This is a genomic window from Mucilaginibacter polytrichastri (genome assembly GCF_001911425.1).
In the GTDB taxonomy this organism is placed as follows: domain Bacteria; phylum Bacteroidota; class Bacteroidia; order Sphingobacteriales; family Sphingobacteriaceae; genus Mucilaginibacter; species Mucilaginibacter polytrichastri.
This window is the reverse complement of sequence record NZ_MPPL01000001.1, coordinates 670732-686776: the sequence shown is the minus strand read 5'-3', so window position 1 is coordinate 686776 and position 16045 is coordinate 670732. Positions and strand designations below refer to the sequence as shown.

Annotated in this window: 12 protein-coding genes; 7 read left to right on the top strand and 5 right to left on the bottom strand. The window is 40.6% G+C overall.

The window, feature by feature from the left end; all coding sequences use genetic code 11:
- The first annotated feature begins 164 nt into the window (after positions 1–164).
- The 3 genes from RG47T_RS03120 to RG47T_RS03100 all read left to right on the top strand — a co-directional run bounded on the left by RG47T_RS03120 (position 165) and on the right by RG47T_RS03100 (position 5158).
- Positions 165–3026 carry a hybrid sensor histidine kinase/response regulator transcription factor gene (locus RG47T_RS03120; protein WP_074488057.1) on the top strand — a complete coding sequence of 954 codons (2862 nt, stop codon included), beginning with the start codon at positions 165–167 and terminating at the stop codon, positions 3024–3026.
- Between the two features lie 172 nt (positions 3027–3198).
- The gene (locus tag RG47T_RS03115) at positions 3199–3606 is read left to right on the top strand and encodes a hypothetical protein (protein ID WP_074488056.1); all 408 of its coding nucleotides are present in this window, start codon (positions 3199–3201) and stop codon (positions 3604–3606) included.
- A 661-nt stretch (positions 3607–4267) separates the two neighbouring features.
- Positions 4268–5158 carry a cation diffusion facilitator family transporter gene (locus tag RG47T_RS03100; protein ID WP_074488051.1) on the top strand — a complete coding sequence of 297 codons (891 nt, stop codon included), beginning with the start codon at positions 4268–4270 and terminating at the stop codon, positions 5156–5158.
- A 3-nt stretch (positions 5159–5161) separates the two neighbouring features.
- Here the strand turns inward: RG47T_RS03100 and rpiA are convergent, their stop codons facing one another.
- The 3 genes from rpiA to RG47T_RS03085 are packed head-to-tail and all read right to left on the bottom strand — an operon-like array spanning position 5162 to position 7504.
- On the bottom strand, positions 5162–5848 hold the full coding sequence (gene rpiA, locus RG47T_RS03095) for a ribose 5-phosphate isomerase A (RefSeq protein WP_083627279.1): 687 nt from the start codon (positions 5846–5848) through the stop codon (positions 5162–5164).
- A gap of 10 nt (positions 5849–5858) precedes the next feature.
- A complete protein-coding gene (locus RG47T_RS03090) occupies positions 5859–6230 on the bottom strand; it encodes a transmembrane 220 family protein (protein WP_074488049.1) in 372 nt (123 codons plus the stop codon).
- Positions 6231–6286: 56 nt separating this feature from the next.
- A complete protein-coding gene (locus tag RG47T_RS03085) occupies positions 6287–7504 on the bottom strand; it encodes a BamA/TamA family outer membrane protein (protein ID WP_074488047.1) in 1218 nt (405 codons plus the stop codon).
- A 362-nt stretch (positions 7505–7866) separates the two neighbouring features.
- On the opposite strand from RG47T_RS03085, the gene RG47T_RS03080 reads away from it, so the two are divergent.
- Positions 7867–9489 (top strand): ArnT family glycosyltransferase, encoded by a 1623-nt coding sequence (locus RG47T_RS03080; RefSeq protein WP_074488046.1) that lies wholly within the window; start codon positions 7867–7869, stop codon positions 9487–9489.
- 863 nt (positions 9490–10352) lie between these two features.
- Positions 10353–11642, top strand: coding sequence for a PAS domain S-box protein (locus tag RG47T_RS03070; protein WP_074488044.1), 1290 nt, complete (start codon positions 10353–10355; stop codon positions 11640–11642).
- A 489-nt stretch (positions 11643–12131) separates the two neighbouring features.
- Here RG47T_RS03070 and RG47T_RS03065 read toward each other — a convergent pair whose 3' ends face one another.
- Complete coding sequence (locus RG47T_RS03065; protein WP_074488042.1) at positions 12132–14519, bottom strand: ABC transporter permease; 2388 nt, start codon at positions 14517–14519, stop codon at positions 12132–12134.
- 242 nt (positions 14520–14761) lie between these two features.
- On the opposite strand from RG47T_RS03065, the gene RG47T_RS03060 reads away from it, so the two are divergent.
- A complete protein-coding gene (locus tag RG47T_RS03060; RefSeq protein ID WP_074488040.1) occupies positions 14762–15262 on the top strand; it encodes a GNAT family N-acetyltransferase in 501 nt (166 codons plus the stop codon).
- Positions 15263–15346: 84 nt separating this feature from the next.
- The gene (locus RG47T_RS03055; RefSeq protein WP_074488038.1) at positions 15347–15535 is read left to right on the top strand and encodes a hypothetical protein; all 189 of its coding nucleotides are present in this window, start codon (positions 15347–15349) and stop codon (positions 15533–15535) included.
- A gap of 5 nt (positions 15536–15540) precedes the next feature.
- Here the strand turns inward: RG47T_RS03055 and RG47T_RS03050 are convergent, their stop codons facing one another.
- A complete protein-coding gene (locus RG47T_RS03050; RefSeq protein ID WP_074488036.1) occupies positions 15541–16005 on the bottom strand; it encodes a hypothetical protein in 465 nt (154 codons plus the stop codon).
- Between the last annotated feature and the right edge of the window lie 40 nt (positions 16006–16045).

Below are 16045 nucleotides of genomic sequence, written 5' to 3'. Positions count from 1 at the left end.
TATCGCTAAGCGAATTAAAAACAACATTAATTAATCCTAACAACCGAATATTATTTTTATAATTTAAATAATTTACTACAAGCTATTTATGAAATTTTATGGCAGTTTTTGTTACTTAATTATTACAAAAACGTTTTAAAAAGTAACCGTACTTTCGGGCAACTATGAAACGCCCTTCCTATCCAAACACCCTTTATTTTATTAAAACATTTATTGTTTTTTTATTCATTTTTCTTTGCCATCAGCTTGTACAGGCACAGCCTAAAAACAAAGATTTAACTGCTCTAAGAAAAACAAGAAACCCTGATACCATCAGGATGCTTTCTGCCAAGCTGATTACCGAAGCCAGAAAAAACAACGATCAGTTATTAGAAGGAATTGTAATTTTCCTGCAATCTAAAATGGCGTACAGGCAAGGTAATGTTGCCAGCGCATTAGATTTAGCCAGGCAATCTGTAAAACACACCAACCAAAAAGACTCTGACACCTATACCAGGGCATCATTAATGGTAGCTTATATGCTGGCTAAACAGGGTAAAAACGTCGAAGCATTACAAACAGCCTTTAAAATGCTGCGCGAAACAGACGAGCTACACTGGAAAAAAATGAATATATATAGCTTGGTTTGTATATCCGATATATATCAAGGAATGGGTAATCCGTCAGAAGCACTTCCATATGCGCTCAAATCATCAAAGGAAGCACTGGAACTGAAGGATTCTTCAATGTATATTATTTCTCTCAGTAACATTTCAGATCTCTATTCAAATAGCCATATTAAATCGGCTGCAAACATTAAAAAGGCTACTAAATATCTGGAAATCGTACTCTCTCCTCCTTATTTACATTTTGTTGCGGAAACATCTTTTGACAACTCCCGTTTTTTGGGAAATCTTGGCAGTCTGTATGGGCAAGCGAATGATAAGCGAGCAGAGTCAACAATAAAACAAGCAATCGCCATATCTAGCGAACATAAATATACTACTCTCGAAAAAAGCCAGCTTAGTGCATTGATAGAAGTATATAACAACCAGCAACGGTATGCGGAAGCGGTTAAATATGGCCAACAGGCCATCGCGTTAGATCCTGGTTCTGAAAATGATAAGAACATGCAAAAAAACCTGTTCAATAAACTTAAAGAAGGTTACGAGGGACTTGGAAATTACAAACTTGCGTATGAGTATTATGGAAAATCTGTTAAATTGGAAGATAGTTTATCGAACTTAGAAAAAACCAAAAATGCTGCCGAACTCGATAAAAAATACCGCAATGATGAACGTTTAATTATTGCCGATAACGAAACTAAACTATTTCATCAGCAACGTAATTATTTAATCCTGCTGGCTATACTCATTGCCGTTGCCCTCATTGCAACCTATAACTGGCTGGTTTATAAAAGAAAAAAAGAAGCCGCCTTATTGATTAAAGAGCGTGAGCAACTTGAAAAGCTGGCGGCACTTAAAACCCGGTTCTTTGCCAACATTAGCCACGAGCTACGCACACCGCTCACCTTAATTATGGGCCCTGCCGGGCAATTAATGGATAAAGAAGTAGATGATGAAGCACAGGAACAGCATTACCTTAAAACCATTATCCGCAACGGTAACAAGCTTTTAAACCTGGTGAATGAATTGCTCGACCTGGGCAAACTGGAAGCCGGCAAACTGGTGTTAAAGTTAAAGCCTGTGGCCCTGGCTAATTTCACTAAAATAATTTATCAGGGCTTTTACTCGGCTGCGGCATTTAAAAAGATAAACTACGCGCTGGTTAGTACTATTGATGAACAATTATTTGCCGACCTCGATATAGAGAAATTTGAAAAAATAAGCACCAACCTCATCAGCAATGCTATAAAATTTACACCTAATGATGGTTCAATTACGGTAACAGCCCTTACAACAGATGATGCTTTTAATTTTAGTGTTACCAATAGCGGCGCAGGGATCCACCCCGATGACCTGCCCAATGTATTTGACCGTTATTACCAGGGGCACAATGAAGAGCAACAATTACAAGGTGGTACAGGTATAGGCCTGGCCATAGTTCGCGAATTTACCGAACTAATGGGCGGAACAATTACCATTGATAATGTATGGAAAGAAAGCGTAACCTTTAAAGTAAGCATCCCCCTTGTTAATGCAGAATTGCGCCCGGCAGAACCACAAACTGTAATTGGAACTATTGATATAATTGAGCCTGTTGCAATAACTATAGATGATAATAAGATGTTAGTCATGATTGTTGAAGACAACGTGGACATGGCCGGTTACATTGCCGATATCTTAAAACCTACGCATACATTGGTTACTGCCGGTAACGGTGCAGAAGCATTAACGATGCTTAATGCGATGGAAAAGCTACCCAGCCTTATTATATCTGATGTAATGATGCCGGAGATGGATGGTTTTACCCTACTGGAAACCCTAAAGCAAACCGACAATTTTTGCACCATCCCCGTAATTATGCTTACAGCACTCACCGATAAGCAGCACAGGCTTAAGGCCCTTAACACCGGTGTTGATGATTACATTACCAAACCGTTTTCAAAAGATGAGCTGATTGCCCGCGTAACAAACCTTATTAGCAATGCCGCAGCAAGGTTTGAACTTGCTACATCCATTACCCCAACATTGTTTGAAACAGAAAGCACACTGGCTAATGATGCAGATATCACACCGGAAGAAAGCGAAATTATACACGTATCCCCGGCCGACCTGGTTTGGCTGGCCGAACTCGATACTGTGGTTAGGATGCACGTTGGCAAAACCGATCTTAACCTATACATGCTAAGTGATGCTGTTGCCATTAGCGAACGGCAGCTGTTTCGCCGCATAAAAGCCATTACCGGCTTAACCCCTAATAAATACATCCGCACCATAAGGCTGCAAATTGCACGTGAAGCAATTGAGAGTGGCAAGTATCGCACCATTGCAGAAATATCTTACGTGGCAGGTTTTGAAACCCCTGCCTATTTCAGCAAATTATTTAAAGAATATTATGGCCGCGAAGTAAGTGATTTATTATAATCGTGCATTATAAGTAAGTAAAATCTGTTGCTTAGCAGATTTTACTTATCAAACACGTTCATTTTGAAGGATTTTGGCAGCTTTGTTAACATCTATGTCAGTTTTGTTAAGTGTTGAAAATGGAGTTTTGTTTCCGAAAACAACACACCATCCAATTAAATAAACCTACATCATGAACGACGAACTAACAGGCACCCTTGTAATGGTACACCCAGATTTAAAAGGCGACCCGATTTGCAAACAAGGTAACGTTGGTATAATTACCACCGAAAACTTTGAAAACGATTATGTATGTGTAAGCTTCAGAACCGGCGAACATGGATATTATGCCCATGATGCGCTACTTGTTCTGAAACGATCTGCTACCATATATGCCGACATTATGCGCAATGCTACAAGAATGGATACGCCGCAGTTTAAGGAGTTGTTACGTATTAGCCTGTTGGTAGACTCTGGCCTTAAAAAGAATAAAAGAGCCGCGATGGAACTGGCCCTAAGTAATGAAATAATACGCGGCTACGTTTTGCACCCCTTTGCAGAAACAATTAATGTTAGCGAAGCTTATGCCGCATTTAATTAACCAATAATAACCACAATGTCGATTTGCCCCGGTTGGCGGTTGTGTAAACCGCATCCCAGCCGCGTAATATTCCGCCGATCGGGCTTTTGACATCAGCAGTAAAAACCAACCTATATCCTGTATTACCAGCATCTATCCAATGTCTTCCGCAACAATTCAAAATCAGCATAATAACACTTACCAGCGAGGCAGAAAAAATTGCACCTATTGCGAATTGCACAATTTAGAATGCATTACCACAAAGCCGCCTGCTACCGTACCATCATTAGGCATTTCAATAAAACAGGTTACGCATAACAGGTGCATCAGAGAGCAAATTATGCTGGTTTTATTATTTGCATCGTTCCCTTTCTGCGGTATCTGTATTACCGATTTTACATTTATACTCATTGGGCCGGGATACCAAATCCCTGTTTCTCATCTTATTATATGCACATGTTCCTTACTGATTATAGCATGCTCGTATATTACATTATGGCTTCATTCTGCACCCAGAGCAGCAATGTCAAAGTATATACTGTCAAAAAACAGAAAATAAGTTTACTACTTGTCAGTACTGTTGTAATACAATTAGCGTTAACCTGTAATTTTAAGGTTGCTTTTATTTAATAAAATCCCTTTTTATACAATATGATTTTACCTTTGCAGCTTTAATAAAAACATGGCTGTAATTGATGTTCACCCTTCGGTAAAAGCAATAAGAACCACCCAGATAGGTATCGGCATTAGCATAGTGCTGGTTTTTCTGAAAGCGATAACAGGCCACCTGGGCCACTCTTATGCCTTAATTGCTGATGCTACAGAAACTGGTGCCGATGTTTTTAGCTCAACCCTGTTATGGATCGGCCTAAAAATTGCCATGAAGCCGGCAGACCCCAAGCACCCATACGGACATGGCAAAGCCGAACCTATTGCATCCATCGTGATTTCTTTCTGTTTAATGGGAGCATCGGTTTGGATAGGCTGGCACGCGCTCGAACTGGCAACAACACCGCATGCAATGCCCAAAAGGTTTACCCTTTATGTGCTTCTGGTGGTGATGATTATTAAGGAAAGCATGTTTAGGTATGTGCTTAAAGTGGGCAAGCAGATTGATAGTAATGCCGTTAAGGCCGATGCTTACCACCACCGTAGCGACGCTATCACCTCTGTAGCCGCATTTATAGGTATTGTAATAGCGCTTGTTGCCGGTAAAGGATATGAAGGGGCCGACGATTGGGCAGCATTGCTTGCATCGGGCCTTATATTTTATAATGCCATACAGCTTTTACGCCCCGGACTGGAAGAAATTATGGATGCAGCGCCATCTGCCGAAATTGTTGACAAGATCCGCACCCTGGCTGCAGAAGTTAGCGATGTTAAGCTTATAGAGAAATGCTATGTGCGCAAAATGGGCTTCGATTATTTTGTTGACCTCCACATACAACTAGACCCCGAACTTACCGTTGCCGAAGGCCACCGCATTGCCCATGTTGTTAAAGATAAGCTACTGGCCAGCAAGTTAAGCATCAAGGATGTGCTAATCCATATTGAGCCTTTTGAATTACATTAAGGGTTAAATTTGCGGCATTATTAGCCTAACCCCATGCTCGCCTGCAACAATAGCTTTAGTGGCCATTTGATAAAACAAAGAATGATCTACAATACCGGGCATCATTTTAACATGGGTATTTAATGCCGCTATTTCTGGCAGTTCGGTAAACAGCATATCGGCCAGCAGGTTTCCATTGTCTGATATCACTGCACCATCTTTACTTTTGCCCATGCGTAGCGTAATACTTGCTGTTGGATAATCTACCTGTAGCTTTTTTATCACCCCTGCATATGCCTCCTGCAAAATTTCTATCACAAGCGGGTAGGTATTATCCAATTTAGTTACCACCTTACTTTCATCGCCCATTAATATAAACTGCCCGGCCATAGCGGCCAGTATTTTTTCGCTGGTGTGGATGCCGCCGCCACTTTTAAGGGCATTTAAACCGGCATCAAACTGGTCGCAGCCATCAAAATAAATATCCAGCTCACTAATTATGGCAGCTGTTTTAACGTTCAGCCCTTTTTGCTGTAAGTAAGCACGGGTTTTAAATGACGATGATACAAACGTAAGCGATGCTGCAAGGCCTGCAGCCTCGGCTATCATATCAACCAGGTAGGCCACCGTTGTGCCGGCACCCAGGCCAATAATTTGCCCGGGCTCTAAAAATTGCAGGCAGGCTTTAGCTGCTTCTTTCCTGTAATCCATTGCAATAAATTTAATATTTAACAGCGATGTAATCTATCATCAAAGCACCTGTAACAATCAGTAAACCAAAAAATTCGCGGGTTTTCTCAATATATGGCTTTTCGGCCTGCATGGTTTCTACAATACTCGGGCGCTTGTATTTGATAAGCCAATCGCGTACGCCATCTTCGGCAAAAAACAATATAACTGCGTAAACAAAGTAAAAGATACCAAGCCCAACATACACCAGCGGGTAGTAAAATTTAAATACCACCAGCCCACAGCATATAGCCACAGCCATGTAAATGCTTACCCAAAGCCATGCATCGTTATCATTTAGGTTAACGTACGCAAAGGCTATAAAGGCTAAACAAAAAATTACGTTTAAAATAATAAGCAGCATAACCGGTGATTATGCTGCCTAAGATATAAAATGACTGTTGAAATTTACGAAACTGCTTAAAAAGACTCGCCGATGTTAAATATAATAGCACTGTAGCCTTTACTGAAGCCATAATCCATACCTATGTTGGTGTTAGAGCCTTTGTTAAACTTAACCCGCAAACCGGTACCACCTGCAGGGTGCCATGAGGTAAATAAATTACTGGTACCGCTTACGCTGGTAGCGTTTGCAAATACTACAAAACCAAGCAAACCATTATTGGTAATATCGCGCCTGTACTCACTCTCTAAATAAACCATGGATTTGCCACGGTAACGGTTTTGCTGGATACCCTCGCCCGAGCGGTTAAATGGATCCCAACCTATACTAGGCAAATTAAGGTAAGGCGCATTGCTGCCAAGCACCGTCCATAAATACCCCCAGAAAGCCAATGTATTTTGCTGGCTTGGCTTAGTTGGGTTCATAGGCAAATACTTTCTGACATCGAGATAAAGCGAATGCCAGTTTTGATTGCTGCCTAAAAAAGTAGGGTTAACACGGTATACGATATTAGCATATGCACCCGGTAAAGGGTTAAGCGAATTATTACGGGTATCGTATAACAGGTTAAATGTTAAACCCGAAGAAAAGCCACTACCATTAGTACCGTATTTATATTTGGTAAACTGTTCGGCAGGCATGGTTGGATCATCAGATTTTACGTTGAAAAAGTAATCCATATCATACCCTAAACCGGCAAATAAATAAGGTTTAATACGCTTAAGCGCGCTTTGATAAAAGCGGATGTAATTATAATCGAGTAATATCTTGTGGTCATTATCGGTACTGCCCAACCCCCAGGTAAATTGCGGATATACCAGGAAACGCACATCGCCCTGTATAAGCCATTTGTTTTCGGGCAACCAGATATTAGAACGTAAGGGCAAACCAAAGCGGCTGCCTAAATTCCAGTATGGGGCAAAGTTAACACTTGATAAATAGGTTGTTTTACGTGGCCCAAGGTAAAACCCTGCAGTTGTACTGGTAACCAAAGCCTTACCACCGCCACCGGGTACATTACTGCTGGTAGGCAAAATAGAAAAGTATATCTTTTTGCCTTTTTCCTGCTCTATGGTACTTGGGTGAATATGGAAAACTTTTTTACCAATATCAATTAAGTCCACCTTATTGGCGGTATCTTTCGGAACCACTTTTTGAGGTAATACTCCTGATGCATCCTGCGCAAACACTGCAGCCGGGAATAAACAGATTATAAAAAGTACGCGTTTTAACATTGCTGCGGGTAAAAAAATCTCCTGGTTATATAAGTCATATTTGTTAACTTGTAATAAACCCAGTTGTCATAATTACCCATATTTTTATTTTTTGTTTGTTTTCATGTTTAAAATATATCACATAACAATGAATATCAGATACTTACAAATTTAAAAAATGAGTTATTGGTATAAATTTATTTCACTTTGCCGCGCTATTAATCTTCAGGAAATATTCAGAATTAGTACGTTTTTTTGCCAGATTATAATGCAAATTACATTAACCTGCACTTATGTAAAGCCAATGTAATTTAAGCAGATAGCCATTGAATAATCTATATTTTTTCAATCGATTTGCAATCTTAATATTTCAACCCCCTTATATGAAAAAACTTTCCGAAAGTAATGCAAGCAGATATACGCTCTATCTAATTATTATTACGTTTATCTGCCGCGTGCTCATTGCAGCTTACACCGGGCTGGGTATTGGCGAATCGTATTATTTCAGAGGGGCAATTAATCTTAATCTCAGTTACTTCGATCAGCCGCCATTGTTTTTCTGGCTGGGCGGTTTAAGTGCCAAAATGTTCGGGCTCAATGCTTTTGGGCTCAGGTTTCCGTCGGTATTAATGTTTGCAGGCACCAGCTGGCTGTTATTTTTGGTTACCCGGCTGTTATTTAATGCAAAGGCTGCATTTTATACTGCGCTGCTTATAAATTTAAGTGCTGTATTTACCATGCCGATAGCCTGCTGGTTTCAGCCCGATGCACCGCTAATGTTCTTTTGGCTGTTAAGCACTTATTTTATTGTGCAGTTATTGTTTACCTACAAAGATACTGCTGCCGTAAACCGGCATAGTGCCAGGATATATAGCCTTTGGCTGCTTACCGGCTTTAGTATGGGGCTAGATATTTTGAGCAAGTACCATGTGCTTTTTTTATTTGCCGGCGTGTTTCTGTTTATTGCCACCAATAAAGATCAGCGCCATTGGCTAAGGCACCCGGGGCCATACCTGGCTGTTGTATTATCGCTCATTATCGCTTTCCCGGTTATCTGGTGGAACTATCAGAACCATTGGGTATCTTTTGTTTTCCAGGGCGCAAGAGCAGGTGCTGCGGGTAATTTTAAATTACATTTCGACTGGTTTTTTCGCAGCATTGCCGGGCAGGCGATATGGCTGCTGCCCTGGATCTGGATACCGCTTATTGCGCAGCTTATTAAAAGCTTTAAACTTAGAAACACCTCGCAACCCTATAGTTTCATCTTCTGGACATCGGTTTTACCGCTGGTGTTTTTTACCATAGTTACCCTGTGGAGCGATTTACAATACCATTTTCACTGGCAAGCCCCTGGCTATATGATGCTGTTTATACCCCTGGGTTTTGCGGTTGATAAAAGCCTGAGCAACATCAGCAGTCCATCTTATAAACTCACCAAACGGTGGCTCAATTTTTCTGTTTACTTTACGGTAATTGTGGTCTCGATAGCCAATTTGCATATGGTCACAGGTTTCTGGCAATCATACGGCCCTAAATGGATAGTTAGCCTGGGTGGCGGTAAATGGGACCCTACCATACAGGGTATCGACTATGATGACCTGCGTGCCCGTTACCAAAAAGAGGGCTGGCTTAATAATAAAAAGATATTTACCGGCAGCACCCGCTGGTGGCTAACCGGTAAGATAGACTGGGCCCTGCGTGGCGAAAAACCAATTATTGTTTTTGATGAAGACCCGCGTAACCTCGCTTTTTTAGTAGACCCGAAAACCTTGATCGGCGAAGATGCCGTAATTATAGGGCAAGACCACCAAGCCAGTATTGACATAAACGTAAAGCCATTTTTTGATAGCGTAACCCAACTGCCGGATGTTATTATTAAACGGAACGGGGTTGATGAAATGCACTTGCAGGTTTACTATTGCAAAAACTTCCACGTGAGCAAAACGCCTCATAATGAGTTCCCGGTGTATAAACAGCTAACCGGGCGGCCACCTTTCGGTAAATAAAGTGTAACTACCTCTAGCCGGGTAATAATTACGCGGCTAGAGGTTCAATAAATATTGTTTCATAAAAGGAATTTGGCTTGTATTATTTTGTTTACCCATTCAATAACAGCAGGATCGGCCTAGGCAACGGTAATAATTTTGCGCATACTTTTTTAAGCTGAGTGGCTCGCCCAAACAACAAGTTTTTGCTTTATTGATTAATATTGCAGATACGGCGATGAGGATTAACCCAATAAGCATTGAGGCCAAACCATCAAAATAAACGTTGTTATTTAAATGGCCCAGCCACGCACCAAAAAAGGTTACAAACAAGCCAGGCAGGTCGCCAAAATCTCCAAGCAGTACAAAAGGCCTGATCGGGTCTGCCTGTTTTTTACTTGTGCTAATTCATCAGATCAATAATACATAGCTAATGGCATCTTATTACCGAGTGATACCTTCTGCCAGCATATCAGAGCTGCCCGTAATAGCTGCAGCTATAAATTTAGAACCTACAACAAGCTGGTTTACTACTAAAGAAACGTAAATAAAAAACTTCTACTTCATTAACATTTAACCGCTTTGCAATGTTTAAACAAGTTTTTTCGGCAGATATTATTGCTTTATAATTTAAAGAAACAATCTATAAAAAGGCTAAAAATATTATCGCTATTGAAAATAGTTTAATAAATATCACCATTTTTATAGATGAAAATATAATAATAAAAAGCTACATGAAGAATATTAAAGAAAAACAATATTTGAAGACAGCCTCTAATTATGTTATGGAGATGGTAGTATGATACAACACCGCAAAATAAACTAAATACCCCCGTAAGTTATGGATTAAAGTCTTAACCTGATGTATTATTTATCTGTTAATTATGCCTGTTTTCCACTCCTTTATCACAAAATCCTGGAACAATTATAAAACCCTCATCGATCGGTTAATGCTCGATGATTCGGTCAATGGGAAAAAAAACCTTATTTACTGGCAAAACAAACTTTTTGCAAATGCAATAACCTATGCAGTACCTGTTAGCCTGCTGGCATTAATTCCAAGTGTAATATTGGAGATTAAAGAAGGCCATAATTATGTGGCTTTATTTGATTTTTTCGCGCTGGCATCTGTTTCATTTATCTCTTTAAACCGCAAAATGAGTTTGCACCTGCGTAAAGTAGTAGTAGCTTTAATGATTATTGTATTTGCCATAGTAATGATGGCTTTTATGGGATCATTTACCATGGGCTGCATTTACTTATTCTCGCTTAGCATCTTTATATCCCTGCAATTTTCAGACGGGCTTGCTTATGGAGCAGTGGGCATTAACCTTTTTATATGCGCCTCATTTGCACTTATTTTATATTTAAAGGCGTTTCAACTGCCAATGCTGTTTAATAATACCACTTTAAACCACTGGATCATCTACTCCGTTAACTTTTTATTTATGGACTTGGTAGTGGTAGCCTTAATTCGACAATTGTTAAACGGCCTTGACCGGACAATGATTAAGGAAGCTTTTTTATATAAAGAACTGCACAAAGAAGTAGCCGAGAAAAACAATACCAATGAGTTGCTTAAAGAATCTGAAGTACACTATAAAACGCTTTTTTTTCAAAGCCCCTTACCAAAGTGGATATTTGATGTAGAAAGCCTACAGTTTTTACAGGTAAACGAAGCAGCCATTAACAGCTATGGCTATACCGAAAAAGAGTTTTTAAATATGATGATTTCTGATCTTCATCCGAAAGACCATGTACAAGAATTAATCGAAGCTATTGAATCGCCTGCTACCAGCGGTACAGCATCATCTTATATTACCCGGCATATCAGAAAAGACGGGCATCAAATAGATGCCGAGGTAAGGCGAAGTGACATATACTTTAAGGGCAAGCGGGCAAGGTTGGTTATAGCTACCGATATTACCCAGCAAATAAACCATACCAAAACTATCCAGATAAAAAATGAAAAACTGATTGAAATAGCCCATATGCAATCGCACGTGGTGCGTGTACCGTTAGCAAACATTATGGGTTTGTCTGACCTGATAATGCAGATTGCCAAAACAGATGCCGAGAAAGAGCTATTTGATCATTTAGATTATTCGGTTAAACAATTAGATAAGGTTTTAAAAAGCATAGTTACCAACGCAGAAGATATTTTGCCGAGTTAATTAGTAGTATGCAAAACATCTCTAAAATAAACCTGTAGGGTGTGATAATAAGCACTAACACCCAGCGCTAGTTGTGAATAGTAACAATAGGCTTTGTTGGGTTATTTTCAACAGTTACCCTTTGATAGTTTGATACTGCAGATGTACAAGCTGGTTTAATTTTGTAATAGACACTAACGGTAAACAATTGATCACCAATTGCCGCATCATTAACAGTATCTAACGTATAACTTGCATTTGTGGCACCAGCTATTGCTACTCCATTTTTCTTCCATTGTTGTAGTAGTGTTTAGAAGAATGGCGTTGCAGGTTAAATTATTTCATTAACGCCCACTTAACAACTGTAAATAGCAGCTATCGTGGCTGTTAAATTCACGCTTTATTTCACCTTTTTATTAGAGATTGCGTTGTAGAGTGCCTACTAGTCTAGCCGGGGGCACACAGATTATTAAATAGGTAATAGAATTATAATTTCTTCGTTTTCTACACCTACTCGCTCCGCAAACTTTTAACCGGGTTAGCCAGGGCCGACCGGATAGATTGAAAACTGATGGTAGCAAAGGCAATTAAAATAGCAATGCCGCTGGCCATAGCAAACATCCACAGCTCGATATGGATACGGTAAGCAAAACCCTGCAGCCACATATGCATAGCCCACCAGGCCACAGGCGAGGCAATAACCACAGCTATAATTACCAGTTTAATCAAATCACTTGATAGCATGTTAACAATGTTGCCTATGCTTGCACCCAGTATTTTACGGATGCCTATTTCTTTATTACGCTGCTGGGCAGTAAATGTAACCAGCCCAAACAAACCTAAACAAGCTATGCTGATAGCCAATATGGTAAATACAAGCAACAGGCTCCCCTGCTTTTGCTCTGTTTGGTAATTGTTGGCAAAGTTTTGATCCAGGAAATGGAATACGGGTTTGTCTGCATCAAACGTATTATATATTTGGGTGATCGCATTAAGCGCACCTTTTACATTGTTTTTATTAATGCGTACATACAGGTTATCCTCATCTTTAGTTTCGGCGGGCGGGGTTAAAACCAAAGGGGCAATTTTATTCTGCAACGAGTAGGTATTAAAATCCTTAACAACGCCTATAATAGTTTTCGAGATCACCCGGCCATTATCTACCCCGGTACGCACACTTTTACCTATCGGGTTTTGCCAGCCCATAGCATCTACCAATGTTTGGTTTACAATAATGGCATCCGTTTTATCGGTAGTATTTTCTTTTAAAAAGTTGCGCCCTTTTAAAAGCTTAATCTGCATGGTTGGTATAAAATCTTCGTCAACTATAAGGTCTTGTACAATTTTGGTATCGGGGCTGGCTTTGCCGTTTACATCGAGGTAAAAATCACCTCCGCCCAAATCATTATTGCCTATGGGGTTGCCGGCCACGCCTACGCTTTCTATCAATGGGTTTTGCAGCAACTGTTGTTTAATGGCGGTTATTTTAACCCGTGTATCCCTGTTACTGATATGGAAGGTAAGCACCTGCGATTTATTAAAACCCAGATCTTTATTAAGCACGTAATGCAACTGGCTGTAAATAACGCACGAGCCGGTGATCATAATCATGGTAATAACAAACTGAAATACCACCAGCGATTTACGGAACAACACGGTTGAAGCCTGGTTACCCATTTGCCCCTTCATAGCCGGGATGGTTTTAAAGCCGGATAAAAACAAGGCCGGATATATACCGCTTAATCCGCCGGTTACTAAAGCGAATGTGCTGAACAAGGCCACTGTTTGCCAGGTACCAAACTGCATTAACACAAGTGTTTTGCCAGATAACTGGTTAAAGTAAGGTAATACCGCCTGGATAAGCATCACCGCAATACCGGTAGCCAATACCGCCAGCAGAACAGATTCTGCAAAGAAAAGCATCATGAGCTGCCCCCTGCCAGACCCGATTACCTTGCGCACCCCAATTTCTCTGACCCGGATTGAGGAGCGTGCCGTAGCCAGGTTTACATAATTAATAATGGCTATACCCAGTATAAGTAAACCGATAATACTAAATACATAAACATACATTATGTTGCCATTGGTACCAGAATCATAATCGAGATGCGAATGTAGGTGAATGGCAGTCAGGGGCTGTAACTCCATCCGGTAATGGACATTGGCCAGGTCTGTTTTTAAATATTTGTTGTAGAACGCTGCAGAACGGGCCTCTATGTTTTTAGCCCCTTTGCTATCTTTCAATAACACATAGGTAGAAAGATCTGCATTGCCCCAGCGGTTGGTATAATTGGCCGGGAAAGCACGGAGCCCGGTAAAACTTAAATGCGAATTGACAGGTACATCATCAATTACCCCGGTAACCATATTGGGATAATCATTATCAAAAAGTATCGTTTTATTTAAGGCCAGCGCTGCATCGCCAAATATTTTAATGGCCAGTGTTTTGGTTAATACAATGGTTTGTGGTTTCTGTAAGGCTGTTTTTGGGTCGCCGTATAGGAAGTGATAACTAAAGATATTGAAGATAGAATTATCACTAAAGGCAATGTTATCGCCATCGATATGCTTATCACCATATTTTATTTTACCATTACCCTCCATGTTAATACGTACCGCATCAACCACTTCGGGGTAATCGTTTTTTAAAGCTGCGGCATACGGGGCCGAGGTTGGCGCCAGATCAAACTTACCGCCATTCCAGGTGCCATGCTGCACCACGCGGAATATCCGGTCGGCATTGGCATTAAAACGATCGTAGTTTAACTCATCGGTTACGTAAAGTGCAATGATCCAAAAGGTGGCAATACCAATAGCCAGCCCGAAAATATTGATGGTGGAGAAAACTTTGTGTTTGCTCAGGCTTCGCCACGCGATTTTGAAGTAGCTCTTTATCATAACTGTAATGGTTAAATGTACCGATGATTGGTGGTATAAATATAGAAACCGTGCCAATCAAACAAAGCTCTAACTATCAATAACTTACAACCACAACCAACTTTCGCCATGTATCGCTACCGCACAGTTTTATGTATGCTAACGTTACAGTAAAAATAACAATATTAGTTTGATGTATAACAGATTGCAATGCCCTGAAAATTACCTGCACATCTTATACCCGCAAAAGCGATATTTGCCCCATGCAAATAAGACCCGCCACCACTGCCGATGTACCTGCCATAATGCAAATGATTGCCAAAGTAGTACCGGTTATGCATGCAGCCGGCAATTACCAATGGGGCCATGATTACCCCAACCCCGAAGTGTTTAACAAAGACATTAAAATTGGCCAATTATGGGTTGCTGATATTGATGGCGCTATTGCAGGTGTAACAGCCATAACTACCGACCAGGATCCTGAATACACTGACGCCGGCTGGGATATTACCGAACAAGCCATTGTAACCCACCGCATAGCTGTTAATCCCGACTTTCAGGGGATGGGGATTGCCAAAGCCTTGATGGTACAGGCCGAAACCGTGGCAAAGGATAGAGGTATTGCCATTTTACGGGTAGATACCAACAGCGAGAACAAAGCGACGCAAGCGCTTTTCCCCAAGTTAGGGTATACCTATAGCGGCGAAATTGGGCTGGCTAAGCGCCCCGGATTAAGGTTTTTTTGCTACGAAAAGCGCATTTAACATAAAATTCGTTTATTTTTATCATATACCCCTGTTATTAGCAACTACAGCTACTCCCAACAAATCTATTTAAACAGGGTAATTATGATAACATTTTTGAAAATCTCTGTAATACTGGCTTTCCTCATTATCCCGCTTACCGGCAGCCAAAGAACAGGCAGCAACGCATCGCAGCAAATACAACAAACCTTTATGCGGTCGCGGTATGTGGTTAACCGCCGCGGCGACCTAGAAGACAGCGAACGGAAAGAAGAAAACGGCGAAAAGAAATAAAACCTCTACTGCCTTACCAGCCGGATGAATTTTTCTTCGCAGCCGAAAAACTTAACGTAGTAGTTCATGGCGTTACCATAATTCTGTATCGTAATCTCTTTACCTTGTAGCACACCATCTATCCCTACAGGTAGCTTAAGCGAAGGCCGCTCATCATCGTCTCCAAGTTTGGAAACATCGCCTTCGTACTCGGCCCATTTAATGCCGGTAAAATTAATGTAGGTTTCGCCGGCTTTATCTCCTTTGGTTATTTTAACCCTCCCCTTCCTGCTTTTGCCATTAATTTTCAAGTTGTAAAAATACTGACCGTTAGCTTTGGTGATCAAAACAGATAAATCGCAACTTGTACCCCCTTCTTCTAACGGTTCAGCTTTATAAAACCCTGTGATGTTTTGCTGCGTTGATTTTGCATTAACACAACAAAAACTAAAAAGCAATGCGACAAAGATGATAAGGGTTCGTTTTTTCATTGAGTATACCTACTTAAGCCTAAAAGCTATTTTACTATAT